The organism is Mycobacterium sp. E3298 (genome assembly GCF_001666895.1).
Lineage (GTDB): Bacteria > Actinomycetota > Actinomycetes > Mycobacteriales > Mycobacteriaceae > Mycobacterium.
In genome coordinates, this window is record NZ_LZJB01000576.1 from 1 (window position 1) to 16,108 (window position 16,108).

At 67.7% G+C, this 16,108-nt stretch carries 16 protein-coding genes, 1 tRNA gene and 1 pseudogene; 9 read left to right on the top strand and 9 right to left on the bottom strand.

Annotation, left to right across the window (positions count from 1 at the left end; all coding sequences use genetic code 11):
• Nucleotides 1–263 (top strand): glutathione peroxidase (locus A9X05_RS26310; protein ID WP_368664948.1); only part of this gene is annotated, 263 nt, incomplete at its 5' end.
• Between the two features lie 116 nt (nt 264–379).
• Here the strand turns inward: A9X05_RS26310 and A9X05_RS26315 are convergent.
• Nucleotides 380–1,054, bottom strand: coding sequence for a TetR/AcrR family transcriptional regulator (locus tag A9X05_RS26315; RefSeq protein ID WP_067785077.1), 675 nt, complete (start codon nt 1,052–1,054; stop codon nt 380–382).
• 272 nt (nt 1,055–1,326) lie between these two features.
• Between A9X05_RS26315 and A9X05_RS26320 the strand changes: the two genes are divergently transcribed.
• A complete protein-coding gene (locus tag A9X05_RS26320; RefSeq protein ID WP_067785079.1) occupies nt 1,327–2,538 on the top strand; it encodes a cytochrome P450 in 1,212 nt (403 codons plus the stop codon).
• Between the two features lie 40 nt (nt 2,539–2,578).
• Here the strand turns inward: A9X05_RS26320 and A9X05_RS26325 are convergent, their stop codons facing one another.
• Nucleotides 2,579–3,175 (bottom strand): TetR/AcrR family transcriptional regulator, encoded by a 597-nt coding sequence (locus tag A9X05_RS26325; protein ID WP_255369313.1) that lies wholly within the window; start codon nt 3,173–3,175, stop codon nt 2,579–2,581.
• 106 nt (nt 3,176–3,281) lie between these two features.
• On the opposite strand from A9X05_RS26325, the gene A9X05_RS26330 reads away from it, so the two are divergent.
• The 3 genes from A9X05_RS26330 to A9X05_RS26340 all read left to right on the top strand — a co-directional run bounded on the left by A9X05_RS26330 (nt 3,282) and on the right by A9X05_RS26340 (nt 5,773).
• The gene (locus A9X05_RS26330; protein WP_067785095.1) at nt 3,282–4,163 is read left to right on the top strand and encodes an SDR family oxidoreductase; all 882 of its coding nucleotides are present in this window, start codon (nt 3,282–3,284) and stop codon (nt 4,161–4,163) included.
• On the top strand, nt 4,160–4,468 hold the full coding sequence (locus A9X05_RS26335; RefSeq protein ID WP_231968744.1) for a hypothetical protein: 309 nt from the start codon (nt 4,160–4,162) through the stop codon (nt 4,466–4,468). Before A9X05_RS26330 ends, A9X05_RS26335 begins: the two co-directional genes overlap by 4 nt.
• A 72-nt stretch (nt 4,469–4,540) precedes the next feature.
• The gene (locus A9X05_RS26340) at nt 4,541–5,773 is read left to right on the top strand and encodes a cytochrome P450 (protein ID WP_197499207.1); all 1,233 of its coding nucleotides are present in this window, start codon (nt 4,541–4,543) and stop codon (nt 5,771–5,773) included.
• Between the two features lie 55 nt (nt 5,774–5,828).
• Here the strand turns inward: A9X05_RS26340 and A9X05_RS26345 are convergent.
• The 4 genes from A9X05_RS26345 to A9X05_RS26360 all read right to left on the bottom strand — a co-directional run bounded on the left by A9X05_RS26345 (nt 5,829) and on the right by A9X05_RS26360 (nt 7,964).
• Nucleotides 5,829–5,905, bottom strand: a tRNA-Met gene (locus tag A9X05_RS26345).
• 137 nt (nt 5,906–6,042) lie between these two features.
• A complete protein-coding gene (locus A9X05_RS26350; protein WP_067751308.1) occupies nt 6,043–6,579 on the bottom strand; it encodes a cupin domain-containing protein in 537 nt (178 codons plus the stop codon).
• A 22-nt stretch (nt 6,580–6,601) separates the two neighbouring features.
• On the bottom strand, nt 6,602–7,300 hold the full coding sequence (locus A9X05_RS26355) for a nitroreductase family protein (protein WP_067785087.1): 699 nt from the start codon (nt 7,298–7,300) through the stop codon (nt 6,602–6,604).
• A gap of 13 nt (nt 7,301–7,313) precedes the next feature.
• Nucleotides 7,314–7,964 carry an HD domain-containing protein gene (locus A9X05_RS26360; protein ID WP_067785089.1) on the bottom strand — a complete coding sequence of 217 codons (651 nt, stop codon included), beginning with the start codon at nt 7,962–7,964 and terminating at the stop codon, nt 7,314–7,316.
• A gap of 73 nt (nt 7,965–8,037) precedes the next feature.
• Here A9X05_RS26360 and A9X05_RS26365 point away from each other — a divergent pair, with 73 nt between their 5' ends.
• Nucleotides 8,038–9,018: a GlxA family transcriptional regulator gene (locus A9X05_RS26365; protein WP_197499208.1), complete on the top strand. Its 981-nt coding sequence runs from the start codon at nt 8,038–8,040 to the stop codon at nt 9,016–9,018.
• 127 nt (nt 9,019–9,145) lie between these two features.
• On the opposite strand, the gene A9X05_RS26370 is transcribed toward A9X05_RS26365, so the two are convergent.
• Both A9X05_RS26370 and A9X05_RS26375 read right to left on the bottom strand, forming a co-directional pair.
• On the bottom strand, nt 9,146–12,127 hold the full coding sequence (locus tag A9X05_RS26370) for a UPF0182 family protein (RefSeq protein ID WP_067785092.1): 2,982 nt from the start codon (nt 12,125–12,127) through the stop codon (nt 9,146–9,148).
• 78 nt (nt 12,128–12,205) lie between these two features.
• The gene (locus A9X05_RS26375) at nt 12,206–13,228 is read right to left on the bottom strand and encodes a PDZ domain-containing protein (protein ID WP_067750990.1); all 1,023 of its coding nucleotides are present in this window, start codon (nt 13,226–13,228) and stop codon (nt 12,206–12,208) included.
• A 77-nt stretch (nt 13,229–13,305) separates the two neighbouring features.
• On the opposite strand from A9X05_RS26375, the gene A9X05_RS26380 reads away from it, so the two are divergent.
• Entirely contained in the window at nt 13,306–14,685 is a 1,380-nt protein-coding gene (locus tag A9X05_RS26380; RefSeq protein ID WP_197499209.1) for a zinc-dependent metalloprotease, read from the top strand.
• A gap of 78 nt (nt 14,686–14,763) precedes the next feature.
• The gene (locus A9X05_RS26385) at nt 14,764–15,579 is read left to right on the top strand and encodes a TOMM precursor leader peptide-binding protein (protein WP_067750997.1); all 816 of its coding nucleotides are present in this window, start codon (nt 14,764–14,766) and stop codon (nt 15,577–15,579) included.
• Here A9X05_RS26385 and A9X05_RS31835 read toward each other — a convergent pair.
• Entirely contained in the window at nt 15,576–15,749 is a 174-nt protein-coding gene (locus tag A9X05_RS31835) for a hypothetical protein (protein ID WP_197499210.1), read from the bottom strand. The two genes, A9X05_RS26385 and A9X05_RS31835, sit on opposite strands and share 4 nt — an antisense overlap.
• 81 nt (nt 15,750–15,830) lie before the next feature.
• On the opposite strand from A9X05_RS31835, the pseudogene A9X05_RS26390 reads away from it, so the two are divergent.
• Nucleotides 15,831–16,108, top strand: a pseudogene (locus A9X05_RS26390) (AarF/ABC1/UbiB kinase family protein); the annotation flags it as partial.

A 16,108-nucleotide genomic window follows, 5' to 3' on the forward strand; every position in this document is an offset into this window, starting at 1 on the left:
AGATCCAGGAGTTCTGTTCGACGACGTACGGCGTGACGTTCCCGCTGCTGGCCAAGACCGAGGTGAACGGCGACGATCGTCACCCGCTCTACGCCGAGCTGACCAAGGCCGCCGATTCCGCCGGCGAGGCCGGCGACATCCAGTGGAATTTCGAGAAGTTCCTGATCGCACCCGACGGTCAGGTGGTGCAGCGGTTCCGGCCCCGCACCGCGCCCGACGCCCCCGAGGTCATCAGCGCCATCGAGGCGGTGCTGGCGCGCTAGGCGGGCCAGGCAGATCGGCTTCGCCTGCGGGCCTGGCCGGACGTGAAACCACGGACCACCGTCGGGTCAGATCGGTCTGCGATCGAGGGGCAACTCGACGGCGCGTGCGACTGCGGTCACGCCGGCTTGCTGGGAGCCATTCGTCGGCCGGCCGACGCCAGAGCGGTCAGTGCGTCGACGTCACGGGTCAGCTGTTGGTACAGCACAGCAGGTCCCAGCCATCTGCCCAACAGTCTGCGGAGTGCCACCGGGTCAGATTGTCGCTCGGGAGGGTCGAGCAGAACCGATTGCAATGTGCGCACAGCGACTTCGATGAGATCGTCGATCGCAGCGTGATCAAAGCCGTGAGCTTCCCAGTCGACGTCATATCGTCGAAACATCTCTCGTCCGAGGCTAATTGCGGCGCCGGCGGTAGACGGGGCCGACGCGCCACCGGGTAGCCGGGTCACCATGACGCGCGCCATCAGCGGGTCGCCGGCGAACTCCTCGGCGGTGAATGCCACCCCTTCGACGAGGGCCGCGGCCGGATTCGTCCAGCCACGCAGGTGGTTGGCCAGACGATCGAGAAAGCCGTTGGCAGCCCGCATTTGGCTGCCGATGAGTAGCGCTTCGGCGCTGGGAAAATAGCGGTAGACGGTCTGCCGACTCACTCCCAGAATCCGGGCGAGATCGCTGATGCGAACGGCGGCCGATCCGCCTTCCGCCACCACGGAGTCAACCGCGTCGAGGATCCTGTTGACCGCCTCCTCGTCGGAGGAGGGCGTTTGACCCGACCACCCATGACTACGCACAGAAAAGACCCATCGTGGCGCTCCAGCCCTCTATGGCGTGACAATCTACGACTGAACGTATGGCGAGCCCCGGCCGCACGTCAAGTGCGACCAGCCGTCCCGAATGGATCAAGATGCTGTCAAACAGACTTGGCAGCGCAAGGCGGAACCCGCTCCCGGCGACAAGCTGCCTAGACGTAACATCTCGCAGAATTCCGTCTTGTCATCTGGCGTCGCGTCTGTTGTGATACCGGGAGGAAGCGCGGAGTTTCCCCTGCAGCGGGAGGACGGCCATGACCACAAGCCAGGCCAGCGACATTCGCTACGACCCGTACGATATGGGGCTTCTCGCCGATCCCTATCCCGTGTTCCGGCGGCTCCGCGAGGAGGCGCCGCTGTACTACAACGAGCAGTACGACTTCTACGCGCTCAGTCGTTTCGACGACGTGAGTCGTGCGCTTGTGGACACCGGCACCTTCAGTTCAGCGCGCGGAATGATCCTCGAAGTGATCAAGGCCAACATCGAGATACCGCCTGGCATCATCGTTTTCGAAGACCCACCGGTTCACGACGTTCACCGAAAGCTGCTCGCGCGGATCTTCACCCCTCGCAAGGTCGCAGAACTCGAGGGCAAAATTCGAGCGTTTTGCGCACAGTGCCTCGATCCCCTCGTCGGCACTGGACGATTCGACTTCATCGCCGATCTCGGCGCCCAGATGCCGATGAGGGTCATCGGGATGCTGGTCGGCATCCCCGAGCAGGACCAGGAGCGCGTCCGGGATCGCTCGAATGCGTCGTTGCTCACCGAGGCCGGCCAGCCCATGACCCTGGCCAAGGGCATCAACCCCGACGAGGCCTACGACGAGCTATTCGCCGCCTATCTCGACTGGCGCGTCGAACACCCCTCCGACGACATCATGACCGAGCTCCTCAACGTCGAATTCGATGACGAGACTGGGGTTCGCCGACGGCTGACCCGCGAGGAAATCCTGCTCTATATCGGGCTCATCGCCGCCGCGGGCAACGAGACGACGACCCGGCTCCTCGGCTGGGCGGGAAAAGTTCTTGCCGACCATCCCGGCCAGCGGCGCGAAATCGCGGCTGATCCTCACTTGATTCCGCAGGCGATAGAGGAGCTGCTGCGCTACGAACCTCCCGTACCGCACCTGGCCCGCTACGTCACTCGCGACACTGACTGGTACGGCCACACGGTGCCCGAGGGCAGCGTCATGATGCCGCTGATCGCCTCGGCCTGCCGTGACCATCGCCAATTCCCGCCCGACGGCGACCTCTTCGACATCCATCGCCAGCCGCGTCAGCATCTGGCATTCAGCGTGGGAGCCCACTTCTGCCTTGGAGCCGCGCTGGCCAGGCTGGAGGGACGGGTGGCGCTCGAGGAAATCCTCAAGCGCTTCCCCGAATGGAACATCGACACCGACAACGCGCGCCTATCGTCCGCCTCGGCCGTCCGCGGCTGGGAATCGATGCCGGCGTTCGTCTCATAGCCGGTGGGCGATCGAATTCGCAGATCGTCGCGAACCGCGGTCAACGAGGACCGAGTCCTCGCGTCAGCGTGTCGATAAGCCCGTCGTACCGGTCGAGCGTTTCGCTCACGGGTGTTGTCGCGCTGAGTATTCGATAAAGGATTGCTCCGATCAGCGCGTCGGCGACAGCCTCGACGTCGGCGCCGGCCTGAATCTGACCCTGAGAGATCCCTTTTCGCAACCGGTCCTGCACCGCGTGGTGGATGCGACCGGTGAGTTGCCGGTAGAGGCTGTCTCGGTCGTCGAGATTTTCGGCAGCCGCCGCGGCGAGTGCTCGGATGAGCGCGGCATTTTCCGACGCGGCTGTGCGTGCGGCGTATTCGCGCATCCACGTTCGTAGATCTTCGACGCAATCGCCGGTGTCGGGGAGCGCGAAGTCAGCCGGGGGGTACTGCTGCATGACGGCTTCGGCCACCAAGGGCGCTTTCGACGGCCAGCGCCGATACACCGTCTGCATGCCGACCCCCGCCGCTGCGGCCACCTTGTCCATCGATATCCCGGCGTAGCCGACGTCAACGAGCAGCGAGCGCGTCGCCGCCAGGATCGCCTCGTGCGCGGCGGCGCTTCGCGGTCGGCCTCGGCGAGGTTGGCTCACCACACGACCCTAAGCCCGCCGCCCTTTACACCGGCGGCACCGTGTGACACTATTTACGAGAATAATATTCTCGAAATTCGATCGCTTCGACTGCCCGGTGGAGGTGCCGATGCGTGACGTGTGCGTCGTCACCGGGGGCGCGGGAGGCATGGGGCTCGCAGCCGCGAAACTCCTGGGACGAGACCACTCGATCGTGCTCTGCGATGTCAGTCGCGACGGTCTCGACGCGGCGGCGAAGGAACTGGAAGCCAGTGGCGTCGAGTGCAAGACCTCCGTCGTCGACATCACCGATGACCAGTCCGTCGCCGAGTTGGTCAGCCAGGCAATGGGATTCGGCGTCGTCAGATCGGTCGTTCACGCCGCGGGCGTGAGCCCCAGCATGGGTTCGGCGGAATTCATCGTGCGCATCAACGCCCTGGGCACGCTCAACGTGAACGAGGCGTTCTACCCGACCGTCGAGGACGGATTCGCGATCGTCAACGTCGCGTCGGTTGCGGCGCACATGTTTCCCCGGGTCATGGTCCCCCGCCGTCATTTCAAGCACGCGCAACGCGACGCCGATGTCTTCATGAAGAAGATGACCTCCGCCTGCAATATCGCCCCGGCCGCCATGCGGCCGGGGTTCGCCTATTCGATCAGCAAGAATTTCGTTACGTGGTACTGCTCCTCGCAGGCCGCCAGGTTCGGCCGTCGCGGTGGACGAATCGTCTCGGTGTCGCCGGGCACCATCGACACCGCCATGGGCAGGCTCGAGGAACGAACCGGCTCGGGAGCGCTCGCCGAGCGGTCCGCGCTGCGGCGCATCGGCGAGCCAAGGGAGGTTGCCGAACTGCTGGCGTTCTGCGCAAGCGACAGAGCCAGCTATCTCACCGGCATCGACATCGTCTGCGACGGTGGCGTTCTGGCAGCCTTGACACCGAGAGCCAAACTCGCCACAGCCCGTCAAGCCCTCGCAACCCTCTTCGGCCCGACGAGGAGCGGAAACCGTTGACCGACATCAAGATTCGGCGTCGACAGAACCGACCCGTGCACGCGGCCGCCGGGATCTGCGCCGGGTTGGCACACTTCCTGGCCCCGAGCGTGTTCGAGCCGTTCAACCGCCTCGCATTTCCCCGGCACGCGCGTGCCTTCACCTACATCAACGGTGGCATCGAAACGACGCTCGGAATCCTGGCGGCCCTTCCCCGCACTCGACTACACGCGTACACCCTGGGGGTGTGCTACCTCGCCTACCTCACAACCTGCATCGTCGCGACCCAGGTCCGATCGCGGCGGTTCAGCGGCGCGATCGGATAGGCCAGCATGGCCGCGAAGCAGACCATTCAAGGAGCAGCAGAAGGCGCCCGACTGCTTGGCCATGCCGTGCGGATGAATGTCGCTGCCGCCGTCCGCACCCGCCGCCGCGGCCGCGCCGGGTGGACCGGCGCGGTCAACACCGACTACGACCCGCAAGACCCCGCCACCGCCGCGGACCCGTACGACGCGTACCGCGCCCTGCACCGAAGCGGCCGCGTGCACTACAACCCCCGGCGCGCCACCTTCATCGTCAGCCGCCTCGACGACGTGCGGGCCGCGCTGCGCGACACCGACCGGGTCACAAGCACCCAGGGGGTCACGCGCCTGCGCATGTCCGCTCCGCTGGCGGTGCTCACCGACGGTGAGGAACACACCCGGCTGCGCAAACAAGTCCAGCCGGGATTCAGCAAGGGCGCGATGAGGTCCTGGCAGGAGATGACCGAAAAACTGGCCATCGACCTCGTCACCGACGTGATGGACGACCCCGGCTGTGATGTCGTGCAGCGCTTGGCCATACCGATGCCGATACGCCTGATCGCCCAGATCCTCGGAGTGCCCGACTCAGACGCCGGCGACTTCCGCCGCTGGTCCGAACGCGCGGTGGGAGTCATGGAGCTGAGGCCCACTTTCGCGGGTATCGTCGACGCGGCCAAGTCGGCAACGGGGATGGTGGCGTTGTGGCGTTATTTCACAGCGCAATTCGCTGCGGGTGGACTCAAGGGATCGACCACCGTGCTCGGGCGGCTCATCGAGCACAACACCGATGGCAGCCTCACCGACCGTCAGCTTCTGCTCATCGCCATCCACCTGCTGATCGCCGGCAACGAGACCACGACCAACCTGCTCGGCGGAATGTTCGACACGCTGGCCCGACGGCCCGACCAATACGACCTGATTCGCGCCAACCCCGACCTCATCCCCCTGGCCGTGGAGGAACAGCTTCGCTTCACGACGCCGATACAGAACCTGTACCGCTACACCCGCGCGGACTACCGCATCGGCGACGTCACCATCCCCACCGGATCACGCGTGCTGCTGTCCTTCGGCGCGGCCAACCGTGACCCCAGCGCGTTCGACGATCCCGACGAGTATCGCGCCGACCGGGACCCGCGAACGCACGTCGCCTTCGGCTACGGCGCACACATGTGCCTGGGCGCACCGCTGGCCCGCATGGAAGCCCAGGCGGTACTGCGCCAACTCGTCAGCCGCGTCGCCCGAATCACCCCGGCGGGTCCGACACAGTGGTCGCGTCACAGCTCGCTACGCGGACCCACCCGGCTGCCGATCCGCCTCACCCCCGCCTGAGGTGTTGTTGCGCACCAAAACGGCCCCCGGAGTCTCCTCCGGGGGCCGTTTCACTTGGTAGCGGGGACAGGATTCGAACCTGCGACCTCTGGGTTATGAGCCCAGCGAGCTACCGAGCTGCTCCACCCCGCGTTGGTGAATGCCAGGTTACCGAACCCGCATCACGGCGACCAAATCGCGCGGTCACGGGGTTGCCGCGCCGAGATTGCCGCCATGGTCGTGGACAGGGCGCCGACCACAGCCATGACGGCAATCTCGGCGGCAACGGGTCAGTGCGACGGCGCCTTCAGCCCGTAGCGCCGGGCGATGTCGTCCATCCAGTCGGGCGACCCGTACGTCAGCCCGTACTTGTCGGCGAGTTCGCCGAACTCGGGCAACTCGTGCAGGACCTTGCCGACCGGGTCGTCGGCGTGCTCGACGAGCAGCTCGCCGAGCTCGCGGAAATAGTTCTCGAACCCGCCCGGGGTGATGACCTCGATGATGCGGCCCGGCTCGCTGCCGGCGTTCCACATCGCGTGCATCTGACCGCGGGGCTTGGTGATGTAGCCGCCGGGCCCCAGCACCACCTCGCTGTCGTCGGAGCGGAAGCCGATCTCACCGGCCAGCACGATCGAGTGCTCGTCCTCGCGGGTGTGCCGGTGCGCCGCCGTGAGCAGGCCGACCTCGAACGGGTGCTCGACGATCGACACCTCGCCCCCGGTGGTCTTGCTCGTCAGCTTGAACACCGCCCCGAACCCGGGAAGGGCGACGTACTCGCCCTCGCCCGGCCGTACCACGGTGACGCCGATGTCGTCCTGCTCGGTCATGTGACTCATCCTCCCGGTCCCGTCAACCCGCCGCGGCCAGGCCCGCCGCTTCGCTCGGCGGCCACAGCGGCTGCGGAACCTCGACACCGAACGGCTTGCCCCAGCCGTTGCGGGACGAAACCTCGTGCACCGGGCGGCGATTGGCTGCGACGCCCCACTTGCCCAGTGGGTAGCCGAGGGACAGCATGGCCGACATCTCCCAGCCCTCCTCGACGGGCACGCCCAGCATCTCGTTGACCTTGTCCCGGAAATTGTTGAGCACCATCGTCATGACGCCGCCGACGCCCTCGGCCCGGGCCGCGAGCAGAGCGCTCCAGATCGCGGGGTAGATGTTGGCGCCGCCGAGATCGTCGATCGCGAACACGAAGAGCAACAGGGGAACTTCGTCGAAGTGGTCGGCCAGGTAGTTCCCGGACCCCTTGATGCGGCGCATCGTCTCGGCGTGAGCGGTGAGGTCCACGCCGGGCCCCGGCACGACCATCGGTCCCTGACCCACGCTGAACTTCTCGTATTCCAGCGCGCGGGCCTGCCGGAACAGTTCGCCGAACTCGTGGATGAGTTGTGGATCGTCGACGGCGACAAAGTGCCAGCGCTGGGTGTTGCCCCCGTTGGGCGCCCGGACGGCCGCATCGAGGATGCGGGCCTGCACGTCGCGCGGGATCGGGTCCGGCCGCAGCCGGCGCATCATCCTGGTGGTGTAGAGCGCCTCGTGAATGTCCATCTGTCCGCTCCCTTCATTCCGGCCAGCTGTTGTTGAGGATCTTGTCGACGAAGTCGACCCGCTCGAAGGTGGGATCGAAGTGCGCCAGCACGTCGGCGTTCATGGTGCCGGCGGTGGTGAGCGGGCGGTGCTTCATCCCGTCGTTGAACGCGGCCAAGATGCGCTGCTTGAACTGCGGGCGCGGGTGGGCGGCGGTCACCGCGGCGAGGGCGTCGGGGGCCAGGTGCTCGCGGCCGATGCCGACCACGTCGACCTCGACACCGGCCTGGAGCAAAGCGACCTCGGGGTCCAGGAACTCGGGCACGCCGGGTGTGGTGTGCAACGCGATCCCGAGCCACACCTTGGCGGCGTCGGCCTCGTCCACACCATGCGCCGTCAGGAAGTCCCGGGCCGCGTTCGCGCCGTCGACCTCGAAGCGCAGCGAGGAGGTGCCGTAGCGCTCGGTGAGCCCGAGGTCGTGGAACATGGCGGCGACGTAGAGCAGCTCCAGGTCGGGCTGCAGCCCCCGGCGCAGGCCCTGCAGCGCGCCGAACAGGAACACCCGCCGCGAGTGGTGGAACAGCAGGTCGTCCTCGGCGTCTCGAATGAAATCGGTGGCCTCGAGCACCAACGCCGAGTCGGGGATGCGGATGCCGGCGATGCTTTCCATTGACTGAGTATTCATGCCGTCAGTCTGCGGCCGCACGGCCGAGGCGACCGTGGGCGTTCGGGCCGTCCTGTCCACAGAAAGCGACACAATGTCTTACGTGGCCGAGACCGGAGCGCATTCGCGGGTGGTGGTGATCGTCGTCTTCGACGACGTGACGATGCTGGACGTGGCGGGGACCGGCGAGGTGTTCGTCGAAGCCAACCGGTTCGGAGCCGACTACCGGCTCAAGATCGCGTCGGTGGACGGCCGGGACGTCACCACGTCGATCGGCAGTCGACTGGGTGTCACCGACCGGATTTCCTCGATCGAATCCGCGGATACCGTTCTGGTCGCCGGCAGCGACCACCTGCCCCGGCGGCCGGTGGATCCCGCGCTCGTCGAGGCCGTCAGGTCGATAGCGACGCGAGCCCGGCGGATGGCATCCATTTGCACGGGGTCGTTCATCCTCGCCCAGGCCGGTCTGCTCAGCGGCCGGCGCGCCACGACGCACTGGAACGAGACCCGGCTGTTGGCCCGGGCCTTTCGCGATGTCACCGTCGATCCCGACGCGATCTTCGTCCGCGACGGCGACGTGTTCACCTCGGCCGGGATCTCGTCCGGCATCGACCTGGCGCTGGCGCTGGTCGAAATGGATTACGGGACCGAACTGGTCCGCAACGTGGCCCGGTGGCTGGTGGTCTACCTCAAACGCGCTGGGGGCCAATCACAGTTCTCGGTGCTGGTGGAGGCCGATCCGCCGCCGCAGTCGCCGCTGCGCGCGGTCATCGACGCGGTCGCGGCCGACCCGGCCGCGAACCACAGCGTGAAATCCCTTGCGGCCCGGGCGTCACTGAGCACCCGCCAGCTGACCCGGCTCTTCCAATCCGAGCTGGGCATGACCCCGGCCCGCTACGTCGAGCTCGTTCGAATCGACTTCGCCCGTGGCGCACTGGAATCCGGCCGGTCCGTCAGCGAGACCGCGGGCATGGCCGGCTTCGGCAGCATCGAGACCTTGCGGCGGGTGTTCGTCAACCACCTGGGCATCAGCCCCAAGGCCTATCGGGACAGGTTCCGAACGGCCTTCGCGTGATGGCTATTTCGTGTGCGCCACATCGGCGAGGGTGCGCAGAATGCCACCCTTTTCGGCGTGTCGGTGTACAGACACGCACGCTCGCGGTCGGCCGAAACGGTCGGCTGGAATGGACGGGGCCTGAGGGCTATTTGGTGTTGTTGTACTTGGTGATCGCGTCGTCCAACCGCTGCAGCGCGGCGCCGTAGCCGGCGAAATCGCCCTTCTTCTGGGCGTCCTTGGCCGCGCCGAGCGCGCTCTGAATCTCTTGCAGCGCGGCGGCTTTGGCCGGGGACAGCGTCACCGACCCGTCCGGCACCGGCGGAAGCGCCGTCGGCGGCGGCGATCCGGGAGGGCTGGCAGGCACGGGCGGAGTCACCGGCGGGGGCGCCTGGGGGTTGCCGGCGTCGGTGGGCTGGATACCCGTCGCGGCCGCGCCCGCGCCGGGACCGAACAGCCCCGTCAGCGCGTCGCGCACCGTCGGGCCGTACCCGATCTTGTCGTTGTACATCATCGCCACCCGGATCAGCCGCGGGTACGACGACGCGGCGTCGCTGGCCCCCGGGGAGGCGTAGACGGGCTCGACGTACAGCAGGCCGCCCTGACCCACCGGCAGCGTGAGCAGGTTGCCCCAGCGGATCCGGTTCTGGTTGTCGCGCCCGATCACGCCGAGGTCCTGCGACACCGCCGGGTCGGTGGTGATGGCGTTGTTGGCCAGCTTGGGCCCGTTGACCTGACCCGGGATGGTCAGCACGGTGATCCTGCCGTAGGTCGCGGGGTCGGAGCTGGCGCTGATGTAGGCGGCCAGGTAGTCGCGCTTGAACCTGTTCATCGCGCTGGTCAGTTGATACGACGACGAATTGTCGTTCTTGGCAATGTTTTTCGCCACGATGTAATACGGCGGCTGATAGCTGCTGGCGGTCGGGTTCGGGTCCAGCGGCACGTCCCAGAAGTCCGAGGTCGAGAAGAACGTCACCGGGTCGTTGACGTGATACTTGGCCAGCAGCATCCGCTGCACCTTGAACAGGTCCTCGGGATAGCGCAGGTGCTCGGCCAGCTCGGGGGTGATGTCGCTCTTCGGCTTGACCGTGCCGGGGAACACCTGCATCCACGCCTTGAGCACCGGGTCCTGCTCGTCCTGCTGGTACAGCGTCACGGTGCCGTCGTAGGCGTCCACCGTGGCCTTCACCGAGTTGCGGATGTAGGAGACCTGCTTGTCGGGGGCCAGCTTGTTGAACGCCACCTCGTTCGAGTCGGCGGTCGCCGACTCCAGGGAGGTGAGCTCGGAGTACGGATAGTTGTCCAACGTGGTGTAGCCGTCGATGATCCACACCAGCCGCTTGTTGACGATCGCCGGGTAGACCGAGCTGTCGGTGGTCAGCCACGGCGCCACCGCCTCCACCCGGCGGGCCGGGTCGCGGTTGAACAGGATCCTGCTGTTGGAACCGATCACGTTGGAGAACAAGAAGTTTCGCTCCGCGAACTTCGCGGCGAACACGCTGCGCGACAGCCAGTCCCCGACTGGAACTCCCCCGAGCCCGGTGTAGGTGTAGTTCTTGGTCTCGGCGCTGGTCTCGTAGTCGTATTCGCGGTCGGCGCCGTTGCGACCGACGATCGCGTAGTCGGCTGAGGTGTTGGCGATGACGGGCCCGTAGTAGATGCGCGGCTGGTCCAGCGGCGCGGGGCCGTCGGACACCACGTTGCCGTTGGCGCCGACGACGTTCACCAGGAACTCGGGATAGCCGCCGTTCTGGTTGGGGTCGTTGGCGACGCCGCGCACCGTGTTCGCCGGCGAGGCGATGAACCCGTTGCCGTGCGTGTAGACGCTGTGCCGGTTGATCCAGTCGCGCTGGTTCTCGATCAGCCGGTCCGGGTTGAGCTCGCGGGCCGCGACGACGTAGTCGCGCAGTGAGCCGTTGCGGTCCAGGTAGCGGTCGATGGACAGCTGGTCGGGGAAGTAGTAGAAGTTCTTGCCCTGCTGGAACTGGGTGAACGCCGGGCTGACGATGGTCGGGTCGAGCAGCCGGATGTTGGAGGTGGTCGCGCGGTCGTCGGCGACCTGCTGGGCGGTGGCCTGCGTGTCACCGGCGTAGGTGCGGTAGGTGACGACGTCCGACGTCAGCCCGTACGCCTGCCGGGTCGCCGCGATGCTGCGGCTGATGTATTCGCTTTCCTTCTGCGCGGCATTGGGTTTGACGCTGATCTGCTCGACGATCAACGGCCACCCGGCCCCCACGATCAGCGACGACAGCAGCAGCAGAACCAGGCCGATGGCCGGAATCCGCAAGTCACGCAGGACGATCGCGGAGAACACCGCGGCGGCGCAGATCAGCGCGATCGCCATCAGGATCAGCTTGGCCGGCAGCACCGCGTTGATGTCGGTGTACCCCGCACCGGTGAAGGGCTTGCCGCCGCGGGTGTGCGACAGCAACTCGTAGCGGTCCAGCCAGTACGCGACCGCCTTGAGCAGCACCAGCAGCCCCACCACCGTGACCAGCTGGATGCGCGCCGAGCGGCTCAGCGCGCCGGTGCGCCCGGACAGCCGGATTCCGCCAAAGATGTAGTGCGCCAGCAGGTTCGCAACGAACGCGAGGAAGACGGCCACGAACAAATAGCTGAGCAGCAGCCGGTAGAACGGCAGGTCGAACGCGTAGAAGCCGAGGTCCTTGCCGAACTGCGGATCCCGGATACCGAAGTCCCCGCCATGCATGAACAGCTGGATGCGCACCCAGTAGCTCTGCGCGATGATGCCGGCCAGCAGGCCGATCGCGACCGGCACCCCGATGCCCACCAACCGCAACCGGGACAGCACGACGGCGCGGTACCGCGCGACCGGATCGTTGTCGTTGCTCGGCACGAACACCGGGCGGGTGCGGTAGGCCACCGCGAGACCGGCGAACACGATGCCGCCCACCAGCAGGCCGGCCACCAGAAAGACCACGAACCGGGTGACCAGGACGGTGCTGAACACTGAGCGGTAGCCGAGTTCGCCGAACCACAGCCAGTCCACGTACGCGTCGATCAGCCGGGGGCCGGCGAGCAGCAAAGCGATCACACCCAGGGCGATCAGGATCAGAATCCGGCTGCGCCGGGTCAGCTTCGGCATCCGTGCGGTGGGCCGCATCCCCACTGGCTACGCTCCCTGCTCGATTGATCGACGGTGACAACTCTACGCATCGCGCGACCCGCCATTTGGCTCGCTCAGCTTCTAACAGCTCGGGGGCTGGCCCCCCGACGTGATCGCATGCAGGGCGTCGACCGCCTGGCTGAGGGTCTCCACCTTCACCAGGCGCAGGCCGGACGGATTGTCCGAGTTCGCCTCGTAGCAGTTCTTGGCCGGCACCAGGAAGACCGTGGCGCCCGCCGCGTGGGCGGCGACCATCTTGTGGGTGATGCCGCCGATCTGGCCGACCTTCCCATCGGCGGAGATGGTGCCGGTCCCCGCGATGAACTTCGACCCGGTGAGGTCACCGGTGGTCAGCTTGTCGACCACCGCCAGGCTGAACATCAGGCCGGCCGACGGCCCCCCGACGTTGGCCAGGTTGAAGTCGACGACGAACGGCGCCCAGGGCGCGGTGAGCACGGCGACACCGAGGAAGCCGTAGTCGCGATCCTTGTTCGCGCCCAGCGTAATCTGGGCCACCCCGGCCGGCTCGTTCTTGCGCCGGTAGTCGATGGTCACCGTCTGGCCCGGCTTGGTGTTCTTGAGCAGCCCGGTGAACTGGTCGACGTCGGCCACCGGGACGCCGTTGACCGCGTCGATGGCGTCGCCGTCCTTCAGCTTGCCCGCGGACGGACCCGGATCGGTGACCTTGGCGACCGTGACCGCGGCCGGGTATTTCAGGTAGCCCAGCGCGGCGTAGGCGGCGCTGTCCTCGGACTCCTTGAAGTCCGCGTTGTTGGCCTTGTCGACCTCGTCCCGTGACTTGCCCGGCGGGTAGATCAGGTCGCGCGGCACCAACTGCTCCTGCCCCGAAAGCCACAGCGTCAGCGCTTCGCCGAGGGTCAGCTGGTCCCGCTGGGAGACCGTCGTCATGTTCAGGTGCCCGGTGGTCGGATGCGTCGCGGTGCCCTCGATCGCCACCACCTGCTTGCCGTCGACCTCGCCGAGCGTGTCGAAGGTGGGTCCCGGGCCCAGCGAGACGAACGGCACCGTCACCACCGCCAGCAACACGCCGAAGACCAGGATCGGCACCAGCGCGACCATCAAGGTCAGAATCCGCCTGTTCACGCCGATTACACTAGACGGAGCCCGTCGGTCCGGTTCAGCCACAAGCTGACCCCGAGACCACCCACCCCATTCCCCCGGTGAGTACCGTTGACGGTATGGCTGACCTGCCTTTCGGCTTCTCCCACGGGGAAGACCCCGACAAACCCGGGAAGAAAGATCCCAATTCGGGCTCCGGCGGCTCCGATCCCTTCGGCGCATTCGGCATGAGCGGCGATTTCGGCATGGGCGACCTCGGGCAGATCTTCACCCAGCTGGGTCAGATGCTTTCCAGCGCGGGCACCGGGATGGCCGGGGGCGGACAGTCGGGCCCGGTCAACTACGAGCTGGCGCGCCGGGTGGCCACGAACTCGATCGGGTTCGTGGCGCCCATCCCGGCCACGACGCACTCGGCGATCGCCGACGCGGTACACCTGGCCGAGACCTGGCTGGACGGCGCCACGGCGCTGCCCGCCGGCACCAGCAAGGCGGTGGGCTGGAGCCCGGCCGACTGGGTCGACAACAGCCTGGATACCTGGAAGCGGTTGTGCGACCCGATGGCACAACAGATTTCGACGGTGTGGGCGTCGTCGCTGCCCGAGGAGGCCAAGAGCATGGCGGGCCCACTGATGGCGATGATGTCGCAGATGGGCGGCATGGCCTTCGGCTCGCAGCTGGGGCAGGCGCTGGGCCGGCTGTCCCGCGAGGTGCTCACCTCCACCGACATCGGATTGCCGTTGGGGCCCAAGGGCGTTGCGGCGATCCTGCCCGACGCCGTGGAGTCGTTCGCGGCCGGGCTCGAGCAGCCCCGCAGCGAGATCCTGACGTTTCTGGCCGCGCGCGAGGCCGCCCACCACCGGTTGTTCAGCCACGTGCCGTGGCTGTCGAGCCAGCTGCTGGGCGCGGTGGAGGCCTACGCGATGGGCATGCAGATCGACATGAGCGGTATCGAGGAGTTGGCCCGCGACTTCAACCCGGCGACGCTGTCGGACCCGGCGGCCATCGAAAACCTTCTGGGGCAAGGCGTTTTCGAGCCCAAGGCCACCCCGGCGCAGACGCAGGCGCTGGAACGCCTCGAGACGCTGCTCGCGCTGATCGAGGGCTGGGTGCAGGTGGTGGTCACCGCGGCCCTGGGCGACCGGATTCCGGGGGCGGCCGCGCTCAGCGAGACGCTGCGCCGCCGCCGCGCCACCGGCGGCCCGGCCGAACAGACCTTCGCGACGCTGGTGGGCCTGGAGCTGAGGCCCCGCAAGATGCGCGAAGCCGCCGCGCTGTGGGAGCGCCTCACCGAGGCCGCCGGCGTGGACGCCCGCGACGCCATCTGGCAACACCCCGACCTGCTGCCCGCCGCCGAGGACCTCGACGAGCCGGCGGGCTTCATCGACCGCGTCATCGGGGGCGACACCAGCGGCATCGACGAGGCGATCGCCAAGCTCGAGGAGAACCCCGAGGATCCGGGCCGCGGCCCTGTGGATAACTGACCGGGGCGCCCACCCCCGGCGTGGCACAGTGCACCGGTGTCACCGGCCACGCTTTCCACCTATGCGCTGGACCCCGCCATGCCGGTACTGCTGCGGCCCGACGGCGCCGTCCAAGTCGGCTGGGATCCCCGCCGTGCCGTGCTGGTGCGGCCACCGGGCGGCCTGCCCGCCGCGGAACTGGCCGCGCTGCTGCGAACCATGCGATCACCCACGCCGCTGGCCGAGCTGCGGCGGCGCGCCGTCGACCGCGGCCTGCGGGACGCAGAGGGCCTGACGGACCTGGTCGACCAGCTGGTCGGCGCGGGCGTGGCGACCGAATGCGGGAAGCCCCGCGGCCGGGCGCCGTCCATCCGGATCCACGGCCGCGGGCCGCTGTCGGAGCTGCTCGCCGAGGCGCTGCGCTGCTCGGGCGCCCGGATCGCCCGCAGCAGCCAGCCGCACGCGGCCGTGTCGGCCGCCGTCGTCGACCTGGTGGTGCTGTCCGATTACTTGGTCGCCGACCCGCGCATGGTCCGCGACCTGCACGCCCGTGGCGTGCCCCACCTGCCGGTGCGGGTCCGCGACGGCGTCGGGCTGGTCGGCCCGCTGGTGATTCCCGGGACGACCAGCTGCCTGGGCTGCGCCGACCTGCATCGGCGGGACCGCGACGCGGCCTGGCCCGCGATCTCCGCGCAGCTGCGGGAGACCGTCGGGGTGGCCGACCGGGCCACGCTGCTGGCGACCGCGGCGCTGGCGCTCAGCCAGGTGAACCGGGTGATCGCCGCCGTGCGCCAACAGGAGGCGATGCCGCCCCAGACGCTGAACGCCACGCTGGAATTCGACCTCAACGCCGGCGCCATCGTCGCGCGGCGCTGGACCCGGCACCCGCTGTGCTCGTGCGGACGGGCCAGCTAGCCGAGCCGGCCCTGATCCGGGACGTTCGACGACACCGACTCGTAGGCGGTCCCCAGCTGTTGCAGGATCTCCGCGGTCAGGGTGCCGTCGTTGCGGTGCTTGTCCAGCGTTTCGATGATCGCCCTGAACAGGGAGTCAGCGGCGTCGTGTTGTGATTGCTTGGCTGCCATGGGGGACAACCTAGGGCGCTTCCCCGTCGGCCGCCCGCGAGCGGGTGTTGCGAAGATCAAGCGCGAGGCGCGTGGAACGTCATGGATGATGGATACGTGGCAGACATCAAACGGGGCCGGGCGGCGCGCAACGCGAAGCTGGCCAGCATCCCGGTCGGCTTCGCCGGCCGGGCGGCGCTCGGCTTCGGCAAACGGCTGACCGGGAAATCGCGGGACGAAGTCCAGGCCGAGCTGATGGAGAAAGCCGCCAACCAGCTGTTCACCGTCTTGGGCGAGCTCAAGGGCGGGGCGATGAAGGTCGGCCAGGCCTTGTCGGTCATGGAGGCCGCCATCCCGGACGAATACGGCGAGCCCTACCG

Coding starts and splice junctions, on each gene's coding strand:
- A9X05_RS26320 (WP_067785079.1), top strand. CDS start 1,327: ATGACCACAAGCCAGGCCAGCGACATTCGCTACGACCCGTACGATATG.
- A9X05_RS26330 (WP_067785095.1), top strand. CDS start 3,282: ATGCGTGACGTGTGCGTCGTCACCGGGGGCGCGGGAGGCATGGGGCTC.
- A9X05_RS26340 (WP_197499207.1), top strand. CDS start 4,541: ATGAATGTCGCTGCCGCCGTCCGCACCCGCCGCCGCGGCCGCGCCGGG.
- A9X05_RS26350 (WP_067751308.1), bottom strand. CDS start 6,579: ATGACCGAGCAGGACGACATCGGCGTCACCGTGGTACGGCCGGGCGAG.
- A9X05_RS26355 (WP_067785087.1), bottom strand. CDS start 7,300: ATGGACATTCACGAGGCGCTCTACACCACCAGGATGATGCGCCGGCTG.
- A9X05_RS26360 (WP_067785089.1), bottom strand. CDS start 7,964: ATGAATACTCAGTCAATGGAAAGCATCGCCGGCATCCGCATCCCCGAC.
- A9X05_RS26365 (WP_197499208.1), top strand. CDS start 8,038: ATGTCTTACGTGGCCGAGACCGGAGCGCATTCGCGGGTGGTGGTGATC.
- A9X05_RS26385 (WP_067750997.1), top strand. CDS start 14,764: ATGCCGGTACTGCTGCGGCCCGACGGCGCCGTCCAAGTCGGCTGGGAT.
- A9X05_RS31835 (WP_197499210.1), bottom strand. CDS start 15,749: ATGGCAGCCAAGCAATCACAACACGACGCCGCTGACTCCCTGTTCAGG.